At 53.6% G+C, this 18958-nt stretch carries 20 protein-coding genes; 1 reads left to right on the top strand and 19 read right to left on the bottom strand.

What is annotated here, in order from left to right:
• Positions 1–174: 174 nt before the first annotated feature.
• The 19 genes from RC85_RS11065 to RC85_RS10965 form a co-directional block, all read right to left on the bottom strand.
• A complete protein-coding gene (locus RC85_RS11065) occupies positions 175–1248 on the bottom strand; it encodes a transposase (RefSeq protein WP_068262424.1) in 1074 nt (357 codons plus the stop codon).
• 80 nt (positions 1249–1328) lie between these two features.
• Complete coding sequence (locus RC85_RS11060) at positions 1329–1610, bottom strand: transposase (RefSeq protein ID WP_235033329.1); 282 nt, start codon at positions 1608–1610, stop codon at positions 1329–1331.
• Positions 1611–2086: 476 nt separating this feature from the next.
• The gene (locus RC85_RS11050; RefSeq protein WP_068262421.1) at positions 2087–2485 is read right to left on the bottom strand and encodes a hypothetical protein; all 399 of its coding nucleotides are present in this window, start codon (positions 2483–2485) and stop codon (positions 2087–2089) included.
• A 44-nt stretch (positions 2486–2529) separates the two neighbouring features.
• Positions 2530–3222, bottom strand: coding sequence for a transposase (locus RC85_RS11045; protein ID WP_068262418.1), 693 nt, complete (start codon positions 3220–3222; stop codon positions 2530–2532).
• A 476-nt stretch (positions 3223–3698) separates the two neighbouring features.
• Complete coding sequence (locus RC85_RS11035) at positions 3699–4097, bottom strand: hypothetical protein (RefSeq protein WP_068262433.1); 399 nt, start codon at positions 4095–4097, stop codon at positions 3699–3701.
• A gap of 171 nt (positions 4098–4268) precedes the next feature.
• Entirely contained in the window at positions 4269–5549 is a 1281-nt protein-coding gene (locus RC85_RS11030; protein ID WP_068262413.1) for a beta-ketoacyl-[acyl-carrier-protein] synthase family protein, read from the bottom strand.
• A gap of 16 nt (positions 5550–5565) precedes the next feature.
• Positions 5566–6078 (bottom strand): 3-hydroxyacyl-ACP dehydratase FabZ family protein, encoded by a 513-nt coding sequence (locus tag RC85_RS11025; RefSeq protein WP_068262407.1) that lies wholly within the window; start codon positions 6076–6078, stop codon positions 5566–5568.
• A 5-nt stretch (positions 6079–6083) separates the two neighbouring features.
• Positions 6084–6470: an acyl carrier protein gene (locus RC85_RS11020; RefSeq protein WP_068262404.1), complete on the bottom strand. Its 387-nt coding sequence runs from the start codon at positions 6468–6470 to the stop codon at positions 6084–6086.
• Positions 6471–6604: 134 nt separating this feature from the next.
• Complete coding sequence (locus RC85_RS11015; RefSeq protein WP_068262402.1) at positions 6605–7108, bottom strand: 3-hydroxyacyl-ACP dehydratase FabZ family protein; 504 nt, start codon at positions 7106–7108, stop codon at positions 6605–6607.
• A 113-nt stretch (positions 7109–7221) separates the two neighbouring features.
• Positions 7222–7743 (bottom strand): DMT family transporter, encoded by a 522-nt coding sequence (locus RC85_RS11010; RefSeq protein WP_068262396.1) that lies wholly within the window; start codon positions 7741–7743, stop codon positions 7222–7224.
• Positions 7740–8174, bottom strand: a complete 435-nt coding sequence (locus RC85_RS11005; protein ID WP_084422564.1) for a response regulator — start codon at positions 8172–8174, stop codon at positions 7740–7742. Before RC85_RS11005 ends, RC85_RS11010 begins: the two co-directional genes overlap by 4 nt.
• A 118-nt stretch (positions 8175–8292) precedes the next feature.
• Positions 8293–10305: a PQQ-binding-like beta-propeller repeat protein gene (locus RC85_RS11000; RefSeq protein ID WP_068262395.1), complete on the bottom strand. Its 2013-nt coding sequence runs from the start codon at positions 10303–10305 to the stop codon at positions 8293–8295.
• Positions 10306–10501: 196 nt separating this feature from the next.
• Entirely contained in the window at positions 10502–10738 is a 237-nt protein-coding gene (locus RC85_RS10995; protein ID WP_068262393.1) for a hypothetical protein, read from the bottom strand.
• A gap of 5 nt (positions 10739–10743) precedes the next feature.
• A complete protein-coding gene (locus tag RC85_RS10990) occupies positions 10744–12972 on the bottom strand; it encodes an outer membrane protein assembly factor BamB family protein (RefSeq protein ID WP_068262430.1) in 2229 nt (742 codons plus the stop codon).
• Between the two features lie 756 nt (positions 12973–13728).
• The gene (locus RC85_RS26800) at positions 13729–14211 is read right to left on the bottom strand and encodes a hypothetical protein (RefSeq protein ID WP_068262391.1); all 483 of its coding nucleotides are present in this window, start codon (positions 14209–14211) and stop codon (positions 13729–13731) included.
• A gap of 106 nt (positions 14212–14317) precedes the next feature.
• Positions 14318–14731, bottom strand: a complete 414-nt coding sequence (locus RC85_RS26795; protein ID WP_068262389.1) for a hypothetical protein — start codon at positions 14729–14731, stop codon at positions 14318–14320.
• A 192-nt stretch (positions 14732–14923) separates the two neighbouring features.
• On the bottom strand, positions 14924–15145 hold the full coding sequence (locus RC85_RS10975; protein ID WP_068262387.1) for a hypothetical protein: 222 nt from the start codon (positions 15143–15145) through the stop codon (positions 14924–14926).
• Between the two features lie 81 nt (positions 15146–15226).
• Positions 15227–15751, bottom strand: coding sequence for an NADPH-dependent FMN reductase (locus RC85_RS10970; protein ID WP_068262385.1), 525 nt, complete (start codon positions 15749–15751; stop codon positions 15227–15229).
• A gap of 250 nt (positions 15752–16001) precedes the next feature.
• The gene (locus tag RC85_RS10965; protein ID WP_068262384.1) at positions 16002–16712 is read right to left on the bottom strand and encodes a hypothetical protein; all 711 of its coding nucleotides are present in this window, start codon (positions 16710–16712) and stop codon (positions 16002–16004) included.
• Between the two features lie 435 nt (positions 16713–17147).
• Here RC85_RS10965 and RC85_RS10960 point away from each other — a divergent pair, with 435 nt between their 5' ends.
• A complete protein-coding gene (locus tag RC85_RS10960) occupies positions 17148–18908 on the top strand; it encodes a transglutaminase-like domain-containing protein (protein WP_084422562.1) in 1761 nt (586 codons plus the stop codon).
• Positions 18909–18958 lie beyond the last annotated feature (50 nt).

The raw sequence follows: 18958 nt of genomic DNA, 5'->3' as shown, positions 1-18958 counted from the left end.
ATTCGCTGGTCAATTTACATTTTTCAGTGTTCATTTTGCAATTTGCAATCAACACCGAGGCCGGTCAGCCACAAACCCCCAAAGTCGTCCAGTTTCCCTCCACGCAAACATTTTCGTCAGCCCAGGCGATGCCCACGCGGTTAAACGATTCAGAAACCCTTCACGGCGTTGGGGCTAACCGCTCGATTGAAGCGGATTGCCCGGACTGCACAACCATCCTTGGCTTCGGCGAGAAGCTTCGTCGCAGAGACTTTCCGCCGTTCCTGCTGCGCGCTTGAAAGTACGGCCAAACCGCTTTATCAGGTCACACCAAGCATGGCTGTCCAATCCGATCCTCGATAGGATCGGAGCGAGATGCGAGGGGATCGTACCGACCTTTTCTTGATGGACTTGTCGCCCTGTCCAATCAAGCAACTCCAAATAGTTCAACATCGAGATGGAAAGAAATCCCTTTTTGCTGGCCCGACGACCGCCGCTATCGGTATCGGCACCGATCGCATCATCACGCTCATTGATCTCGATCGGACTGAGCCAACCGCTCTTGTGTCGTCGCCGGCTGCGTTCCCAATCGTGAGTGCTCATGCGAGTACGGTCCTCACGCTGAGCCAAATCGTCGAGCCGGTCCTTTGCACCGGTGTAATCACTTGACTCAGGAGTTTCAGCAATGGCTGCCCGGACCGGGTTCAAATCGACATAAGCAGAACAAGCCAAAAGTGATGCTTCGTCGAGCAACACTGTCGCCTTGTAGCGACCTTCCCAGAAATGACCCGTCACTTCGTCTTCTGCGTTGCTTCGCCGAGCAATATTTTCAGCCGTGCATCGCATCCACCAACTCAAGTCGCTCAAGCGTCGGCGTCGCTCGGCAAGTCGATCAGGATCATTGACAATCATGTTAATTTCGGGTGCCGTCGGTTCAGCGGGCGAGCCATCTTTGTCACGCCGCTTGGGAAACAGTCGCAACCAGCGCCGGGCAACTTCCTCGTCGCTCCAGGTTCCTAAAACGTCCGGCCGGCTTCTGAGAACTAAATGGATGTGATTGTGCATTACCGTGTAAGTAAGGCAATCAATCGCAAAAACACTGGCCAAAAACTCCAGTCTTTGCCGAATCCACTTTCGTCGGTGCTCAAAGGATTGACCGGTCAGAGGATCTTCGCCGCACAGAAATGCACGGCGAACGCAACGCTGAATACAGTGAACGACCTGGATTTCAGCGGGATCAATGATCTCGCCACGAGCAAGCCTAGGCATGGCAGCAGCCTCTTAATGGGGATTGCAGAATTCCGATTAAGCAAAAATAAGCGAAAACGCGTTCGGGCAGCAAGATCAGTTTATGCCTGTCCCTTTTCTAACCCCTGAGTGTGGGTCAGGGTGAGCCACTGAGCGAACCGCGACATTTCACCGTCAACACCTGGGCGGACGCAAAGGTGCCAATGATTGGGCATCAAACAATACGAAAATAGTTCAACCTCGTAGCGTGATACCGCTTCAATAAGAACTCTCTCAAACGCTTCGTAGTCAGCTTCCTTCTCAAAGATCTCATCGCGACGATTTGCCCGATTGAGCATGTGATAAATGCAACCTGCTTCGTCGGCTCTCTTTGGTCGCCCCATGTCGTCGCTCTTAGTGAAGTGTTTTCAATATCACAGAAACTAACGATCGACCAACAGCTTGCCTAGACAGCCAAATTGGTACCTGACACCTTTTTGCTCGTCGGCGATCCAACGCCGTACCATGCACTTGCCGGAACTGCGCCGAAGCGGCTTGTTCCGGCCTACACACGCTCGAGCGTTTGATTGGTGGCGTTCACTGAGAAGTGTCGAAAGATGGTTGTTTTTAGCGACCAACTTATTGCCGAAGGCTGTGTGGACCGTTGGAGAACATCGAATGTCGAACAAGGAGTTTTCAATGAGGAAGTCCGGGACATGTGCGAACAAACAGTTCAACATTCGAGATTCCTTGTTCGTGTTCGACATTGAGTTCCGCTGAGAAACCCACCTTCGGCCTGGAAAGTCCTCAACGAACCTTGACGCACGCTTCTGTCGGATGAGCCCTATCAAGTCGGTTTTTTGTGTTACCGCAAAGTGACCTAACGTTTCAGATAACCGGCGCTGGTTTGGAAGTAACGTTGTCGTCGCTGGGTCGATTGCTGCGTTTTTTGACTGGCGGCTTGCAGGTCGGCTAGGTTGGCTTCGCAGTAGCGGCAACCGATTTCTTGGATGTGAAATTGGATGTATTCGGTGTGGTCTTCATCGAGCGTGCCCAAAACGAATTGTCCGAGTTGGGTTCGATTAGGGCATGACAATCTTCGGCGTCGCCAGATTGCACCGACGGTGTGAAGTCCCGCGGTTTCGCGTCCGCGGACTGAGATCAAGCGTTGGCGGAGTTGTTCGTCGTCGCGAAGTGCTGATTCAAATTCAGCGCTGCGGGCAGGTGCGAGTGCTTCATCCAAGAAGGCTGCGATTTCAGCGTCGGTAAAACTGGACATGAAATCGGGAGCCGGATTAAGGTGTCAGGTACCGAATTGGAGGTTTAGGTGGTTTTGTCTGCATTTGGAAACTTCCTTGGTCTGCCTCGCGGTCGCATTGTCATCTCGAGGTCAAAACGCCGCGCGACCGATTCGACCCAAGTTTCTTCACCAAAAGGGCACCCCCTTTGCCTGGACCAACGGAGGCGTTTCAACTCGTTATCAGACAAAGCCATCGTGACCACATCGACCCAGTTTCGGTGGCGGGTGATCGGCCACGGTGCAAGCATTTTCTTTTCTTTGGTAGTCCCATGTTTCCACCGATGAAGACTTCCGTATCGCCATTGTTCGGGTGCCTGACAAAGTTCGGCTGTGAACGCGTTTCGCTCAACATAGCGGCAGACTGTTAGGAAATGCTCATCATCCTGAACAGGAAACGACTTGTAGCGTCCCTGGTAGAGATGCCCATGGCCGACCGTTTTGTGGTGAGCATTGTATCGCTGAGTGTGGGTCAGGGTGAGCCACTGAGCGAACCGCGACATTTCACCGTCAACACCTGGGCGGACGCAAAGGTGCCAATGATTGGGCATCAAACAATACGAAAATAGTTCAACCTCGTAGCGTGATACCGCTTCAATAAGAACTCTCTCAAACGCTTCGTAGTCAGCTTCCTTCTCAAAGATCTCATCGCGACGATTTGCCCGATTGAGCATGTGATAAATGCAACCTGCTTCGTCGGCTCTCTTTGGTCGCCCCATGTCGTCGCTCTTAGTGAAGTGTTTTCAATATCACAGAAACTAACGATCGACCAACAGCTTGCCTAGACAGCCAAATTGGTACCTGACACCTTTTTGCTCGTCGGCGATCCAACGCCGTACCATGCACTTGCCGGAACTGCGCCGAAGCGGCTTGTTCCGGCCTACACACGCTCGAGCGTTTGATTGGTGGCGTTCACTGAGAAGTGTCGAAAGATGGTTGTTTTTAGCGACCAACTTATTGCCGAAGGCTGTGTGGACCGTTGGAGAACATCGAATGTCGAACAAGGAGTTTTCAATGAGGAAGTCCGGGACATGTGCGAACAAACAGTTCAACATTCGAGATTCCTTGTTCGTGTTCGACATTGAGTTCCGCTAAGAAACCCACCTTCGGCCTGGAAAGTCCTCAACGAACCTTGACGCACGCTTCTGTCGGATGAGCCTTATCAAGTCGGTTTTTTGCGTTGCCGCAAAGTGGCCTAACGTTTCAGATAACCGGCGCTGGTTTGGAAGTAACGTTGTCGTCGCTGGGTCGATTGCTGCGTTTTTTGACTGGCGGCTTGCAGGTCGGCTAGGTTGGCTTCGCAGTAGCGGCAACCGATTTCTTGGATGTGAAATTGGATGTAGTCGGCGTGGTCTTCATCGAGCGTGCCCAAAACGAATTGTCCGAGTTGGGTTCGATTAGGGCATGACAATCTTCGGCGTCGCCAGATTGCGCCGACGGTGTGAAGTCCCGCGGTTTCGCGTCCGCGGACTGAGATCAAGCGTTGGCGGAGTTGTTCGTCGTCGCGAAGTGCTGATTCAAATTCAGCGCTGCGGGCAGGTGCGAGTGCTTCATCCAAGAAGGCTGCGATTTCAGCGTCGGTAAAACTGGACATGAAATCGAACCTTTGTTCGGCGGGTCGTCGTTTGTGGAACGTCTCGTGAATTGACGTAGGCCGGAACAAGCTTAGCGCAGTTCCGGCAATCCAATGCACTACTTTGCAATTGCCGGAGCTGCGCTAAGCTTGTTCCGGCCTACACACGAGTGCCATTGGAGGGATCAATGCTTACTCGAATCGCGACAGGCACAGCGTGACGTTTTGTCCGCCGAAGCCGAAGCTATTGTTGAGTGCGTATTTGATCGGAGCTTCGCGGGCCACGTTGGGAACGTAATCGAGGTCGCAAAGCGGGTCTGGGTTTTCGTAATTGATTGTCGGCGGCAGCACTGAATCTCGCATCGCCATTAAACAGACGATCATTTCGGTGACGCCCGCCGCTGCGATCAAGTGCCCCATCATGCTCTTCGTGCTACTGACGGGAGTCTTGGCAGCATCTTCCCCAAAAACTTCTCGGCACGCCAGCGATTCGACTTTGTCGTTGACCGTCGTGCTGGTTCCGTGCGCGTTGACGTAGTCGATGTCCGACGGATTCAATCCCGCATCGGCGATCGACATTCGCATCGCCGCGATTCCGCCATGGCCGTCGGGTGGAATATCGGTGATTCGATACGCGTCGGCGGTGGTACCGTAGCCCGCGATCTCGCCGTAGATTTTTGCTCCACGAGCCTTGGCTGATTCCAGTTCTTCCAAAATGACCATTGCCGATCCTTCGCCCAGGACAAAGCCGTTGCGAAGTCGATCGAATGGGCGTGATGCTTTGGTGGGTTCGTCGTTGCTTTCGCTAAGTGCGGTCAGCAAGTTGAATCCGGTCACGCCGAAGGGGTGAATCATGCTGTGGGTTCCGCCGGCCAGCATCACGTCGGCGTCGCTGCGGCGAATGATTTCGGTGGCTTCGCCGATCGCTTGGCTGCTGGCGGCGCAGGCGGTCAGGCAGTTTAGGTTTGGACCTTGGGCGTTGAACATGGTCGCCAAGTGGGCGGCGGGCATGTTGGGTTCTTGTTCAAGTTCTTTTGCGGGATCGAGCAATTCCAAACCGGCAGCAATAAACCTGGACGCGTCATATTCGCCGCTTGCCAATGCGGCTGCCATCATCTTGCTAAATGTTGCAAAATCTTGGTTGCCTTCGCCGCTGCCCAGATAGACACCAAAGCGAGTCGGGTCTTGCAGGCTATCGACCACGCCGCTGTCCAGGACGGCTTGCTTGCCAGCACCGATGGCAAACTTGGTGTGACGTCCGCGGTTTTGCCATTTTTCAGCGGGCTCACCTGCATCGGTGATGTCCCAGCCTTTGACTTCGGCGCTGATTTTGGTGGGGAAGCCGCTGGCGTCGAACAGCGTTGTTTTTGCGACGCCGCTTTTGCCTTCTTTGAGTCCAGACCAGACGGTTTCGGCATCGTGCCCCATGGGGTTGATCATGCCAATGCCAGTGACGACAACGCGACGACGCATGTGAGGAGAACCGATGTTAGAGATTTTCGTAGATTGGTACAGGTTCACCGTCAGCATCGACGGCGACATGGAAGAAGTTCATCATTCGAAGCATTGATTCAAGATCGCCTGGCTCGAAGAGCGGGCCATCGGTAAAGCGATCGTCACCTGGTTCTAAAAACGCAAACATCATCTGGACTTCGGCTTGCAATTGATCATCGCAATGACTGACGCAGGTCACCGTGGCACCTTGATCGCCGATCGCATCGACATCCACACGGTAATGAAGTTGGTCACCGGTTCGAGCCGGTGCATGGAACTTTGCACTGCCGACTTTGGCAAGCACGACTCGTTTTTCAAAACCAAAATGTTCGGCGACCATGATGCCGCCAAGTTGTGCCATGCCTTCAATGATCAACGTCGGCGGAAGCATCGGGAAACCGGGGCAATACTTATCAACCGCCTCTTCAGCCAACGCGATATTTTTAATCCCGCAGACATGAGAGCCGCTTACGAACTCAGTAAACCGATCCACCCAAAACCATCGCATCGCGACTAGCCAACCTTCGATTCGACGTAGTTGCAGAGATCGCCAACGGTCAACAAGTTTCCGAAATCTTGAACGCGTGGGCTCTTTTCAAATTCGCTGAGGTCAGCCCATGGCATTCGGCGTTTCAGTTCGGCCATGCCTTCGCCGGTGACCGACCCGTCTTGCACGTATTGAGCGTTGGTCAGGATGTCTTCGGGTGAGAGTTCTTCGCGTGGGATCGTGATATCGAACATTTTTTCGAGCTTGAAAACGATGTCCAAAAAGTCGATTGACTCTGCGCCCAAATCGCCCACCAAGGTGGCTTCTTTGGTGACTTCGTCATTGTCAACGCCAAGAGCATCTTCGAGAGCTTCTTGGACCTTTGCGTAAATTTCGTCTGCTGATAACGCCATCGTGAGTGATTTCCTTACTGGATTCGTTAGAAAGTGATCGAGTGAAGTGTTGGGTTGGATTTCGCCGTTGAGTTTCGCGCTGCTTAGTTTTGAGCGGTTAATTTCGCACAGTGGCTAGGTTGGCTGCAAGGCGACTAGGTTGTCTGCATGGAATCCTTGACCAGATTCACTGCATCATCGCCAAAGAGTTCTTGGAATTGTTCTTCGGTGCATCGCCGAACCTCTTCGTCGGTGCCGATTCGATCGCAGTCGCCTGTCTTGCATTTTTCGATAATCAAGCGTGCTGAGACGGTTACTTTGTCGCCTTTCTTGGCTGACGCTTTGATTGTCGTGAAGTCACCGTCGGTTTTGATGGTCTCGGCAGTGATATCGAGCGTTTCGCCGGGTGCGAGGAATTCGCCAAACTTAACGCTTCGGACCTCGCGAAGCAGCACCAATGGGGTTTGGAAGTTATCGCCTGATCGTACCAGCCAAATTGCAGCCTGGTGCAGGGCTTCCAACATCATGACGCCGGGCATGACGGGAAAACGCGGGAAGTGGTCGAGCAAGTGTTCTTCGTCGGCGCGCAATGTTCGAGTGCCCGTAAGCGATTTGCCGGGCTGAATTGATTTGATCGTGTCGAGTTGGCGGTATTTCATGTGCCGTCGAAAACTTGGGATGCTGTCCGCGGTCCCTGAAAATCGGGATCGGACCCTAAAATAGAGGCCCGCAAATTTTGCCTCAACCGTCCTAGGCCCTGTTTGCCGCGGTTTCAGTCGATTCGAGGGCTGTTTTTGGCTGCGAAACCCGGTTGAGGCTCCTCTTGCGAGCCCGCGTCAGACCACTTTGCACCCACAATAACTAGCAAACCGGCCAATAATAGCCCCGCGCCAATCAATCGCGTCGGTGACGCCGTCACGCGAGGATTGCCCAGCCATCCGAAATGGTCCAAGACCGTTGCGGCAATGACTTGCCCCGTGATCATCGCTGCAAACCAGGGTAAAGATCCCATTCGGGGCACGATGATCAGTGAGCTAGTCACCACGACAGCACCAATGGTCCCGCCCATCCACATCCAAACGGGAATCTGGGAAGGCGTCGTCGTAAAACGCGGTGGGAAATTGCCAGTCGCCATGCAACAAAATGCGATAATCAGCGTTCCACTGCCAAACGAAATTAGGGCAGCTTGCAGCGGATGCTGGACGGCTGATCCAAGGTTCGCGTTGACACTGGGCTGGATTCCGAACAGGCAACCGACGGCCAACGCGATCACAATCCCGATCAGGTAGATCACGACTGTTGGTCGCTGGACGCTGTTACTGGGTCACTGTCGGTCGCTGCATTCGCTGAATCTTTTCCCAGGAAGGGTTCAAGCAGCAAGCGAGTTTCTTCGTCGCCGATCGACAGCTTTCCGAATCCGCGAACGCAACCAGCTTCGATGGCTGTTTCTTGGTGTTCGTCGTAATTGGTCACCAACATGACGGGAACCGAACCGACTTCGGGGTCTGACTTGATCGCTTTGATGACTTCAAGTCCATCGGTGTAATCACGATCCAGCTTGCGGTTGACCGTCACCAGATCGATCTTCTTTTCGCGCAACATCGCCAGCGTGTCTTCGGCACCATGGGACTGAACGACCGAGGCTCCGAATTTTGATTTGACCATTTGGCGAATCGAATTGAAGTCGGGACCGCAATTTCCGCAGTCGAGGAGTGTCTTGGTCATGGTGTTTAATCCCAACGAATAAGGGTTGGTGAGTGTTGAATGTCGGATTTTTGAGAGTGTGGGGAGGCGGAGCCTCCAAGACAGTGCGTTCCCAGGCGGAGCCTGGGAACGAGTCGACTTACTTGCCGATCGAGAACAACTTGTCTTTGGTGCTGATAAAGATCGTTTTGTTTGCCGCGACTGGGGTGCTGTAAACGCTGCTGCCCATGTTGATCTCTTCGATCGGTTCCTTATTGTCGGCTCCGAATTCAAAAATCGCAACATCACCGTCTTCGTCACCAATGTAAACGTGTCCGTCGGCGATCAACGGGCTGCCCCAGCTTTGGGCCAGCATATCGTAGGTGAAGTGGACAATCGGTTTGCGGTCCGGGGTGCCCTTTGCATCTAAACAGTGTAGCAGTCCCGAAAAGTCGGCGATGTACAAAACATCATCCTTGATGGCACAGGTTCCAATGCTGCGATGCATTTCTTCCTCGAACGCGATGTCGTTATCACCATCGGCGTCAAAGAATGAGTAGTGCCAAACGACGCCCGAATTAGGATTGTCGTCTTCGGTTTCATTATCCTTTTCCGAAACGGCTTGAATCCGACGATGAGGAATGATGACGCGTTTGTCGTCTTCGAATCGATGGGCCAGCGTGGGCGAAATGTCTCCGCGACCGGTCGGATCGATGCACCACAGGTGGCCTTCGCCTTCACCGTGTTCAGGGTCCTGACCAACGGCGATGTAAATTCGGCCTTCGTAGATCACCGGCGTTGCGATGATGTTGTTGCGAGTTCCTTCGCCGCCGAGTCGCCAAATGGTTTTCTTTGGGTTGCAGTCAAACTTCCACAGAAACTCTGGCTTGCCGTCGGTTCCTTCGTCAGCCCGAAAGCTGTACAGGATCCCGTCGCCGCCTGGGAAAATCACTTGCGGCACTCCGTCGAAAACACCGACCGCTGGGCTGGACCATTGACCATGCAAGATGTTCAGGCCCGGTGACGCATCCCGCCACAAAACTTCGCCAGTGTTTTTGTTCATGCAAATGAAGCTGGGGGCTTCGGGAGCAGGCAGGTTGATGTGGGATTCGTCGAGTCCATTGGATGTCGTCACAAACAGCAGATCGCCGTAACTGGTCACGCTGCAAGCGCACATGTTGTGTTGGCTGACGCCCATGTCCGGCCCCATCATGTCGTAGATCCAAATGACATCGGCTTCGCGTTTGTCCGATACGCCCAACGCCTTGATGAACATGATGCGAGGACCGATCTGTTTGATCGCGATGGTTCGATCGACGCCGCCAAAGTTGCCAGTCGCTTTCCATGACTTGCCCTCGGTGACTGTTTCAATCTTGATATCGCCTTCGACAGCTTCCCCTGCATCGGCAAGCGATTTCTTTGCCGCATCGGAAAGCTTTCCATCGGCGAGCGCTTCAAGTGTTTTTGCGTGCGCCTCCGCAGCCGGGCCAGCGTTCATGATCGATGTAACGTTGGCAGGTTCATCTTTGACGGGGCCGTCGTCTTCATCGTCGTAGAAACCATTTGTGTCCAAGCATCGGACTTCGCCACGACTGGTGACAAACCACATTCGTTCGCCTTCGACCAACGGCGCACAACAAATGCCTTGCAGCGGCCAATCGTGGACGCGACCGGTAATCAATTTCTCGCTGCTGTGTTGCCACAAAAAATCACCATTGGATTCGTCGAACGCCAACAAGCATCCCAGGTCAACGTCGGCGGGGTAACGTTTCATGTGTCCCGAACCGTTGTTGGTACCGACAAAGACACGTCCGCCGGCGACCACGGGGTTGCCGTAGGTTTGGCTGCCGAGTCGCGAGAACCAATTGACGTTTTCCGCCTTGCTCTTATCCCAGTCACCGGTTCGGCGATCGAACTTTCCAATGTTCCATTCTTGGACCAAGCCGGTCACGCCAGGAACATTGTTGCGAAGCCGGGTGCCGCCCCACTGAGGCCAATCGCCACCGCTGCTGGTCACTTCTTCGGGAGATTGATACTCATCGACTTGCGTGGTTGGCGTGATCGATTCAGCTTTGGCGTGTCCCGAAATCAGCGAGACGAAGACGACGGCCGCGATGAAAGAGAGAACCGCGTTCAGGTTCAACCTTTCCAGTTTATGATTGATAGATTTCATGAGTATTTATTGGTTGCGGTGTGATTGTTGCGCGGTGTGATTGTTACGTGGGGCGGATCAATGGGTAGTGGATCTTGTTAAAGATCCGACTGCACTGATCCCACAGCACTGATCCCACGGCACTGGGCGGATCTTTACTGGGCGGATCTTTAACAAGATCCACTACGGCTTTTCGAGGTTGCAAGAGTCGTCATCTTTAAAAAGACTTTGACGCGGCAAAACGCCCGCCACTTGAAGCGTCGCTCTTTGTTTTTGATCGCGTGGTTACCAAGGTGTGATTGGCGAAGGCCTCATCCGATCCGACTTCGACAGCCTGCTGGACTTGCTTGCTGGTTGATTTGGCCTCTGGATTAGGAAGAGCCGCCGCGACGATGCTGCCTACCACTGATGAAGTGATCAGCATCGCCCAAATTGTGAGTTCATTGCGTTTCATGATGTTTAGTTCTTAGTTACTTCAATGTTGTCGTAATAGATTTCGGCGACCTTGGCGTTTCCGTAAAGCCCAGGGCTTGCCGCTTTGTTGGGCGATTGGTCACGTGCAGTAATGGTCCACTCTTTGGGCTCGGGCTTGTCTTTTTCCCAAACCTTGCCACGAAGAACTGCCACCGCGGATTCCCCTTCGCCTTCCAATTCAGATTGAAACTTCATTCGATACCAGGTGTCTTCACGCCACGGGAATTTGATCGTTTGAGCCATTCGCAACTGCGCCGACCAAGTGCGAATCTGCAATTGCTGGCTCTCGCCCATTAAGTCCAAGACATAACCTTGGTTGGTCAAACCGATATCGCCCAACTGTTGGCTCATGCGTTTGCCGCGAACATCGGCGGCGATCGTGTACTGCGACAAATCGCTTGGCCCCATCCAAGCTCGACTTCTCGCTCCCTTGGGAATGGTCGTGATCTTGGTCAGTGCCGGTGAACCATCGACAGGCCGAATGATATGCCGGTAACGAGCTCCCACCCAAGACAATGGCGGATCGTTCAAACCGTCAAACGTAAACTTCCAAGGCAACGGAGGCACGATACGTACTCGAGCGGTCCCCGAGATCTCGCCGACCGTCGCGGTGATTTTGGCCGCGGTATGGGTGGCATCCGAATCAGCGGTGAAGGTGTTTCCGTCGATCTTTCCAGCGCCTTCGACTGAAAACTCAACGTCGGTCGGATCAGGCAGTGCTTGGCCGATTGAGTTGAAAGCGTACACACTCAATTCAATACTCTGGCCAGGCTGAATCAGCGATTCGGTTGGAACCAATTGCACCCAATCGACGGTTTCGTTCTCAGCGACAGGCGTTTCTTGGCCCATGGATTCGGTGATGTTGATTGGTTCACCTTTCCCATCACCAGTCGAAACACAGAAGAGCGTCGTGGTACCCGGAAAGTAAAGCCGTCCATCAGACACGATCGGCGACCCGGCAAATCCCATGTCACGAACGCGACCTTTGCTGAGAACGTCAAAGCCGTCTTCGGTTGGTTCGATAATCGCCCAACGTCCGTTTTCAGTCAAAACATAGATCTTGCCATCGGCGTGCAATAACGCGGCCCGTTGTCGGCTGCCGACGAACGACTTCCGCTCAACAATCGGCTCGCCTGTTTCCGCGTCAAAGATCCACATCTTGCAGCGATCATCGACCAGATACAGTTTGCCATCGACCAACACCGGTTCGCTGTAACCCGATACGACCTCGAACTGTTTCCATTGTTCGGTGACTTTGGTATCGCTGCCGGTACCCGAAATCTTCAACCCAACAACGCCGCCCATCACATTCTCATCGGGAGCGACATTTTCCTCGCTATGGCTGGCAAACACTTGGTCGCCAACCACCAGCGGCGTGGCAAAGATGCCGCGGCGGGATAGGTCATAGTGCCAAAGCGGCCGGCCGGTGCGAGGTTGGAATCCCCAGATCGCTCCGTCGCCCGCGCCAAGGATCAATTGACGCTGGCCGTCGATCGTGACCAGGCTGGGTGCGGAATAGGTCGTGTCATAGGGCAGGTCGCGAGTACCGCTGAACCAGCGGACTTCGCCGCTTTCTTTGTCCATCGCAATCAAACGATGGTTGGGCTTTGCCTTTTCGCCGTAGTTAATGATGATCCCGCTGATGATCACCAGGTCTTCGTGAACGATTGGGAAATTGGTTCGACCACCATAAGTGCTGAGCATCCCAAACTGTTCGTGCAGTGGAACGCTCCACAACGTCTTTCCCGTTTTGCTGTCAATGCATTGGAATAAGTCGCACGAGCCCAGTGCATATAGATTGCCGGTTTCAGGATCGCCAACAACACTGCTCCACCCGATCCGTTCGGCGGGAACGTCTGACATCCAGACGTTGAAACGGTTCTCCCAGATCGTTTCGCCGGTCGCCGCATCCAAGCAGACGACTTTCTCGCCTTCGTTTGGCGTGTTGGGTTGGTCGCGTTGAATGGTGAACAACCGACCGTCCATCACGATCGGAGTGCAGGGGCCACCGATGTCTTCTCGTTTCCAAAGCAGATTGCCATCGTCTTTGTCACCATTGGGATCCCACGATTCGGCCAGGCCGCTCGCATTGGCGGTTCCGTCATAGCTTGGACCACGCCAGTACGGCCAATCCGCATTTGAAGGACTGGCGAATGTGATTGCGAGCGAACTCAACAGCAGTAATGTTGCCGAAAGATGGCAGGCCGGTTTCATCAATGAAGTACTCTTCGAGGGAAAAACGACGATGGCGGCAAAGGTGGGCACTAGGTGGCGTCGGGGATTGTGAAAAAACTTGCCGACTGGGGTTCCGCCCGATAGCGGGGTGAATTCAGTTTCACGACATCAATAAGACGCCAGCGACGCAGTTTATACCGATCGTGTCGGATCCGCCACGTGCATGTTCGGACGAACAGGAATCGCCGGAAAATCAGGCTGCTTTTGCCCAGTCGGTAAAGCTTAGCAACAGGCCGAAAATGCCATGGAACATTGGTTCTGACGGGAATCTACGTCGATACCGTTACAGACTCGCTTACCGCAGTACGCTGGCTCGTGGCCAGTGAAACGGGTAAACGACGGACGTGATCAGAGGCGTTGACACCGGATGTTGACGTCTTGCCAAGTACCAAATTTGAATCGAGAAGCGGTTCAATCACGAAGCAAAATCTGACGAATTGAACGAAGTCGGCGGGCTGGGTGTCCGCACCCGGCTCGTTAAGTGTTCGTCAGGTTTGATGAGAGAGGTTCGTTCGCCGGCGACTTCGTCCGACGAACGCATCTCTGCGAAACTGTCTTTGTGAAAAAACGCTTCCAACTTTTGACTTTGATAAGCGGCGAATAATTACCTGCGAAAAAGAGATTAGGGAGACGTGGCTCCAATGAAGCGTACTATCATGACTTTGACCATGGTTCTTGGATGTACTTTGAGTACTCAGAGCTTTGGATTTGACCTTTTGGATCGTATGCTCGGCCTTAAGGGCTGTGGCTGCGACACACAATGTTGCGACAGCGGATGTGAAATGCCGTCATGCGAACCAGCTTGCGGTTGCGAAGCACCAGCTTGCGGTTGCGACATGGGCTGCGAAGCACCATCGTGCTGCGAAGAACCAGCATGCGGTTGCGAAGCACCTGCTTGCGGCTGTGCTGAACCAGCATGCGGTTGCGAAGCACCAGCTTGCGGCTGTAGCGAACCAAGTTGCGGATGCGAAAGCGGATGCGGACTTCTTGGCAAACTAGGCTGCAACAAGGGTTGCAACAGTTGCGAACCAGCTTGCGGCTGCGAAGCACCAGCTTGTGGCTGTGCTGCTGAACCAGCTTGCGGTTGTGAAGCACCTGCTTGCGGCTGCGACATGGGCTGCGAAGCACCAGCCTGCGGCTGTGCTGCTGAACCAGCTTGCGGTTGCGAAGCACCAGCCTGTGGCTGTGCTGCTGAACCAGCTTGCGGTTGCGAAGCACCTGCTTGCGGATGCGACATGGGCTGTGACGGTGGCTGCGATAGCGGTTGCCAAAAGAGCTGTGGCGGTGGACTTCTTAGCAAGTTTTTCGCTTGCAAGAAAGCTCATCACGCCAAGATGTTCGGCGGACGCAGCAGCGGCTGCTGCGAAGCACCAACTTGTGGCTGCGAAGCACCAACTTGTGGCTGTGAAGCACCCGCTTGCGGATGCGACATGGGCTGCGACAGCGGCTGCGATAGCTGCTGCAGCAAAAGCTGCAACATCGGCAACGGCCAACTGTTGAAGAAGCTGTTCGGCAACCTCGGTTGCAACAAGAACAGTTGCTGCGACAGCGGTTGCGACATGGGCTGCGACAGCGGCTGCGGATGTGCACCTGCTGCACCATCTTGCGGTTGCGGATCGGCTCCTATGGCTGCACCAATGGCTGCTCCAATGGCTGCACCTTCATACGAAGCTGCACCAATGCCACCAGCACCCGTTGTTGACCCAAGTGCAAGCTTGACACAAAAGCGACGCGTCATTCAGGCCAGTGCCGTTTTCGTTCGCTAGTAAAACTGGAAAGGCGAAAGCCCAAAAGTTTGAACACGAAGCGAAGATTCACTGATCACCTTAAGACGTGACCGCGACAAAAAAACGACTCGGCGAGGGAAACCTTACCGGGTCGTTTTTTACTTTCGAATCAAGCTCAGCGACCGACGACGTCGCTCTCACCTTCAGGCGGCCGATTCAAGCTCCTCCGCGCGAACCATTCCCAGCAGCGACAGGATGTGAAACCGCCACTTGCCATCTGATTCATCTTGATACAGAACATGAATCGACAAGCTGCTGACCAAGGCCCTATCGCCATAAGCCGGAATAACATGTTCGCTTCCATCATTCATGGTAACCCGGATGGGGCCGCGTTTGAGAAGCTCAATGATTCCGTCGCGATCCATGGTTCTCTCTTTGCAAACTGGGGAATGCGGACTTGCCGTTCCCCATTCTAACCCAAAAAAACGCGACGTTGCGAACCTACCTCAACCTTCCTTGATCGCCGTACTCAGGTGCAACGTTTCGGTCACCAAAGTGTCAACGCGATCCTGGATGCTTTCATCCGCCAAGTCGTTGCCCTCGAATGATTCGCCCGTGGCATAGATAAATCGCGGCACAATGTGACAGCGAAAATCCAACATCAGGCTGTTCGCCAATCCCATCGCCGACATGTAGCTGCCCTGACCACCGGCGGCCAACATCATGCCAACGACCTTGCCCGTCCAAGCCTTGCCGGTCAACTCAACCGCGTTCTTCGCTGCCGCGTTGACGTCGTAGTTGTAAACCGGCGACGCGATCAAAACCGCATCCGCTGCGCCGATCAATTTCGATAATGCAACAACATTCGGATCGCCATAAGCGGTTGCTCCATCACACGCCGGCAACTTTGTCTGCGACAGATCAAACAGCTCCGTCGTCTCGCCAAGCGATTCAAGTTTCTCAACACAAGCGCGGGCCAAAATGCGGCTGCGAGAATCGGGGTGCAGCGAGGAGCTTAAAACAAGAATCATGGTATCGGCGGTACAGAACGAGGAATCACGGCGTGAAATCAATGACGACGTGAAGATAGTAGTCCCGGATCAACATCCTTACCACGACCGCGTAGTTTGCCTCATTCGAAAATTTTTCATCAGGCTAGGCTACCATCGAATGCCCGGCCGCTTACGCGATCACGGCTCACTAAATCAACGAGCCTTCAACGCGTTCATGCCAACGCGTTCATGCCAACGCTTTCATGCGAAGGAATACTGCAGCCAAGGATTACCAAGCGCCGGCGGCTTCGCCTTCGCTGTCCATGCCCAATCGAGTTTTCAAAATCTCGAATTGTTCTTGCAGGCGTTCGCTGCTGCTGTGGACGTGTTCCGCTTCGGTGATGAAACGTAAATCTTGATCGGGATAGACGTCGCCTTCGATCAGGATTTGCTCGAACGGTTTGAGCGGTTCTCCGTAGGCGATCAACAGCTTGTGTTCGTCCAGTTGGACTTCTTGACGCTTCGCTGGGTTGATCACGGCGATGCCTGTGCAACCATCGTTGATCAGCAAGTCTTCGAATTCAAGCAGCGTGCTTTTCAGCACTGGCATGTCAATGTGTTCGCGGTACAAGTCCGCGTGACCTTCGCCAGCTTGATGGCTGGTTTCAAGCACCACATCGACGACTTGTCCGAGTGGTTCGATCAATTCCAAAAACAGATCCATCAGCGAATTGCGAGTCGCCGATGCCATGACAACGGGCGTCTTGGTTCCGCTGGCGTCATCAACATATTGATCATGACGAAATCCTTGCTTGGGTACGATTTGAAGATCGTACGATGGCCGGATTGCGTCTGAAAGCTCGAACACGCCGTAGGACCGAATGCCCATGTGGGCTTGCAGTTCTTCGTCGGTTAGTGATTCGAAGCTACCTTCGGGAACGCTTCGGAGCGATGTTTCGTCGCTCGGTCCGTTTCGGAGGATACGTTTTAGAAAACCCATGATTTAATTTCGGCCTGTAAGAAAACTGACTTTCGCAGTCTGCTAGCAAGTAAGGGAGTGCATTTAAAAGTTGGGCCAGGACAACATGCTCATGAAGCTGAACTGACACCCAAAGCTAGGTCAGTTGTGGCGATGAGCACCCCGGAAGTGTCTTCCTGAACACTTTTCCCAAACTAAATCGGCGGCACAATCGTTAGAACCGTTCAGAAACGGCACAATGGAATCAGGTGTTGCAATCGACAACCTGCTAGGATCACGGCCTGCAATTTGTCACTCTGTACAGTCGCCCGGTGCGTGGTGCATGCTGGGGCGATAAGATAGACGTCCGCAAATCGCTGGTGATCGTGATGAGGGCTTGGTTGCTTTAACAACGCACATCTGGGCTTCTCTGGCAACGCATCGCCTTTTCCTTACACTTTTTTACTTTGAAATCGTATGTTTTTCACAGTTCGATCTAACCCGCGAAGCTCGGTTTTTCGTTCGAGCTGGTCGGTCTTTGCATCGAGCTGGCGATGGCGTCCGAATCCGTCGCTGGCAATGATGACCGCGTTTGCCATGACCGTGCTGGGCATCGGAAGTACCGGCTGCGATATCCCCCAGCGTCCTCCTTTGGCAAAGAAATCCGATAAACCAAAAACGGTTTACAATGATGCGTCCGAGGATGGAACTGGCGGCGAATCGTTGGAACTAGCCGGTGGCCGAATCGATGTCGGCTGGGATACCTGGGACGCCTACTACGTTGGCGATCGCCACGTCGGTTACAACCACATCAGTTGCGAAGTCGATCAAGACAGTGACCGTGACGATATCGTTTACGAAATGGACAATGTCCTATTCATCAATCAAGGGCAAGCAAGGACACTGCAGCGACTTCGTCAAACCAGCAAAGAGACGAATAAAGGACGCCTAATCAACTTTGATAGTTCGCTGCAGGTTGGTCCAGTCGTCACCCGGCACAACGGGATCCTGTCAGGTTTGAATGGCGAAGGAAGTTTGTTGCAGGTGGAAACACTTCGCGGCAGCAAACGCACCACCAAAACCATCCCCTGGGACAAGACCAATCGTGGTCTGATCGCGATCGAGCAATCGCTAAGAAATCGCCCCTTGATCAACAAGGGCGAAATGCGATCAATGAAAGTGTTGCTATCGGGCTACTACGACGTCGCGATTGCCAGGCTAAAGTGCAGCGGCGATGCCTACGTGCCAATGCTTGATGGCGAATCGATGCGTCTGATCGAGATCAATTACGAAGTTGAAAAGAGTGAAGGTGAAACAACCTATTCGACTCTTTGGATCGACCCCTCGGGAAACGTCAGACGCACCTACACGCCCGGCATCGACTTGGTGTCTTACCGCACTGACAAAATGACCGCGACCAATCTTCCGCAGTCGATCGAACAGCCGTTATGGTTGCCGGTAAAAGGCAAAATTGATCAGCCGGCCAAGGCAAAGCGGATTGGATATGAAGTTAGTCCGTTGCCAGGTTTGATCGAACGAACACCCGAAGAAGATCGCGACTATTTGCTGGACATCATTGCGGCACCACGGCAAACAATTCGTAAAGTCAGCGCCAATCGTTTTCAGGTTCTTGTCAGTCGCCAGCAAGAACCAGAACGTCGCGGGTTTGAGACGTCCGACATGACGCCATCGAAGTTTGATACGGCACCAAGCGGGTACATCGATTATCGCGACCGTACCGTACGCCGCTTTGCCGATGCCGCGGGCGCATCAAAATCGTTAAGCAAAGAAGAAATCGCGATCGAGATGACGCGAACCGTTCAGTCGTTGATCCAAAAAGATCCAACGAAGATTGGATTGGTCAAAGCCAGCGATGTGGCAAAACTAAGTTCTGCCAATGAACTGGGCCGGTCCATCTTTTTGTGCGCGATGCTACGCGCCAAAGGGATTCCATCGCGAGTCGCCTTGGGAATCAAGTATCAGCCATCTGACCAGCCACCATCGGATGATCCTGAGGAACCGGAACCACCAGCACGAATGATTTACCACCCGTGGACACTGGCCTACGTTGATAACCAATGGGTGCCACTCGATGTCGAAGCCGGTGGCATCGCTCCGCCGGATCGAATCACACTGTCCACAGCAACGTTCGCCGACAAAAGCGAGTACCGCGCTTTTATTCCTTTCTTGGAAGCCGTCAGCCGAATGCAGGTCAACGTCCTGAAAGCCCAGTACTGATCAACCAGTACTGATCAACCAGTACTAATCAAGTGGCATAGGCTTCCAGC

It is taken from the genome of Rubripirellula obstinata (genome assembly GCF_001642955.1).
Lineage (GTDB): Bacteria > Planctomycetota > Planctomycetia > Pirellulales > Pirellulaceae > Rubripirellula > Rubripirellula obstinata.
This window is presented reverse-complemented; position numbering and strand designations above follow the sequence as displayed.

Coding starts and splice junctions, on each gene's coding strand:
- RC85_RS10965 (WP_068262384.1), bottom strand. CDS start 16,712: ATGGGTTTTCTAAAACGTATCCTCCGAAACGGACCGAGCGACGAAACA.
- RC85_RS10995 (WP_068262393.1), bottom strand. CDS start 10,738: ATGAAACGCAATGAACTCACAATTTGGGCGATGCTGATCACTTCATCA.
- RC85_RS11025 (WP_068262407.1), bottom strand. CDS start 6,078: ATGCGATGGTTTTGGGTGGATCGGTTTACTGAGTTCGTAAGCGGCTCT.
- RC85_RS10990 (WP_068262430.1), bottom strand. CDS start 12,972: ATGAAACCGGCCTGCCATCTTTCGGCAACATTACTGCTGTTGAGTTCG.
- RC85_RS11060 (WP_235033329.1), bottom strand. CDS start 1,610: ATGGGGCGACCAAAGAGAGCCGACGAAGCAGGTTGCATTTATCACATG.
- RC85_RS10960 (WP_084422562.1), top strand. CDS start 17,148: ATGTTTTTCACAGTTCGATCTAACCCGCGAAGCTCGGTTTTTCGTTCG.
- RC85_RS11050 (WP_068262421.1), bottom strand. CDS start 2,485: ATGTCCAGTTTTACCGACGCTGAAATCGCAGCCTTCTTGGATGAAGCA.
- RC85_RS26795 (WP_068262389.1), bottom strand. CDS start 14,731: ATGACGCGTCGCTTTTGTGTCAAGCTTGCACTTGGGTCAACAACGGGT.
- RC85_RS11030 (WP_068262413.1), bottom strand. CDS start 5,549: ATGCGTCGTCGCGTTGTCGTCACTGGCATTGGCATGATCAACCCCATG.
- RC85_RS10970 (WP_068262385.1), bottom strand. CDS start 15,751: ATGATTCTTGTTTTAAGCTCCTCGCTGCACCCCGATTCTCGCAGCCGC.
- RC85_RS11065 (WP_068262424.1), bottom strand. CDS start 1,248: ATGCCTAGGCTTGCTCGTGGCGAGATCATTGATCCCGCTGAAATCCAG.
- RC85_RS11035 (WP_068262433.1), bottom strand. CDS start 4,097: ATGTCCAGTTTTACCGACGCTGAAATCGCAGCCTTCTTGGATGAAGCA.
- RC85_RS10975 (WP_068262387.1), bottom strand. CDS start 15,145: ATGGATCGCGACGGAATCATTGAGCTTCTCAAACGCGGCCCCATCCGG.
- RC85_RS11020 (WP_068262404.1), bottom strand. CDS start 6,470: ATGGCGTTATCAGCAGACGAAATTTACGCAAAGGTCCAAGAAGCTCTC.
- RC85_RS11045 (WP_068262418.1), bottom strand. CDS start 3,222: ATGGGGCGACCAAAGAGAGCCGACGAAGCAGGTTGCATTTATCACATG.
- RC85_RS11005 (WP_084422564.1), bottom strand. CDS start 8,174: ATGACCAAGACACTCCTCGACTGCGGAAATTGCGGTCCCGACTTCAAT.
- RC85_RS11015 (WP_068262402.1), bottom strand. CDS start 7,108: ATGAAATACCGCCAACTCGACACGATCAAATCAATTCAGCCCGGCAAA.
- RC85_RS11000 (WP_068262395.1), bottom strand. CDS start 10,305: ATGAAATCTATCAATCATAAACTGGAAAGGTTGAACCTGAACGCGGTT.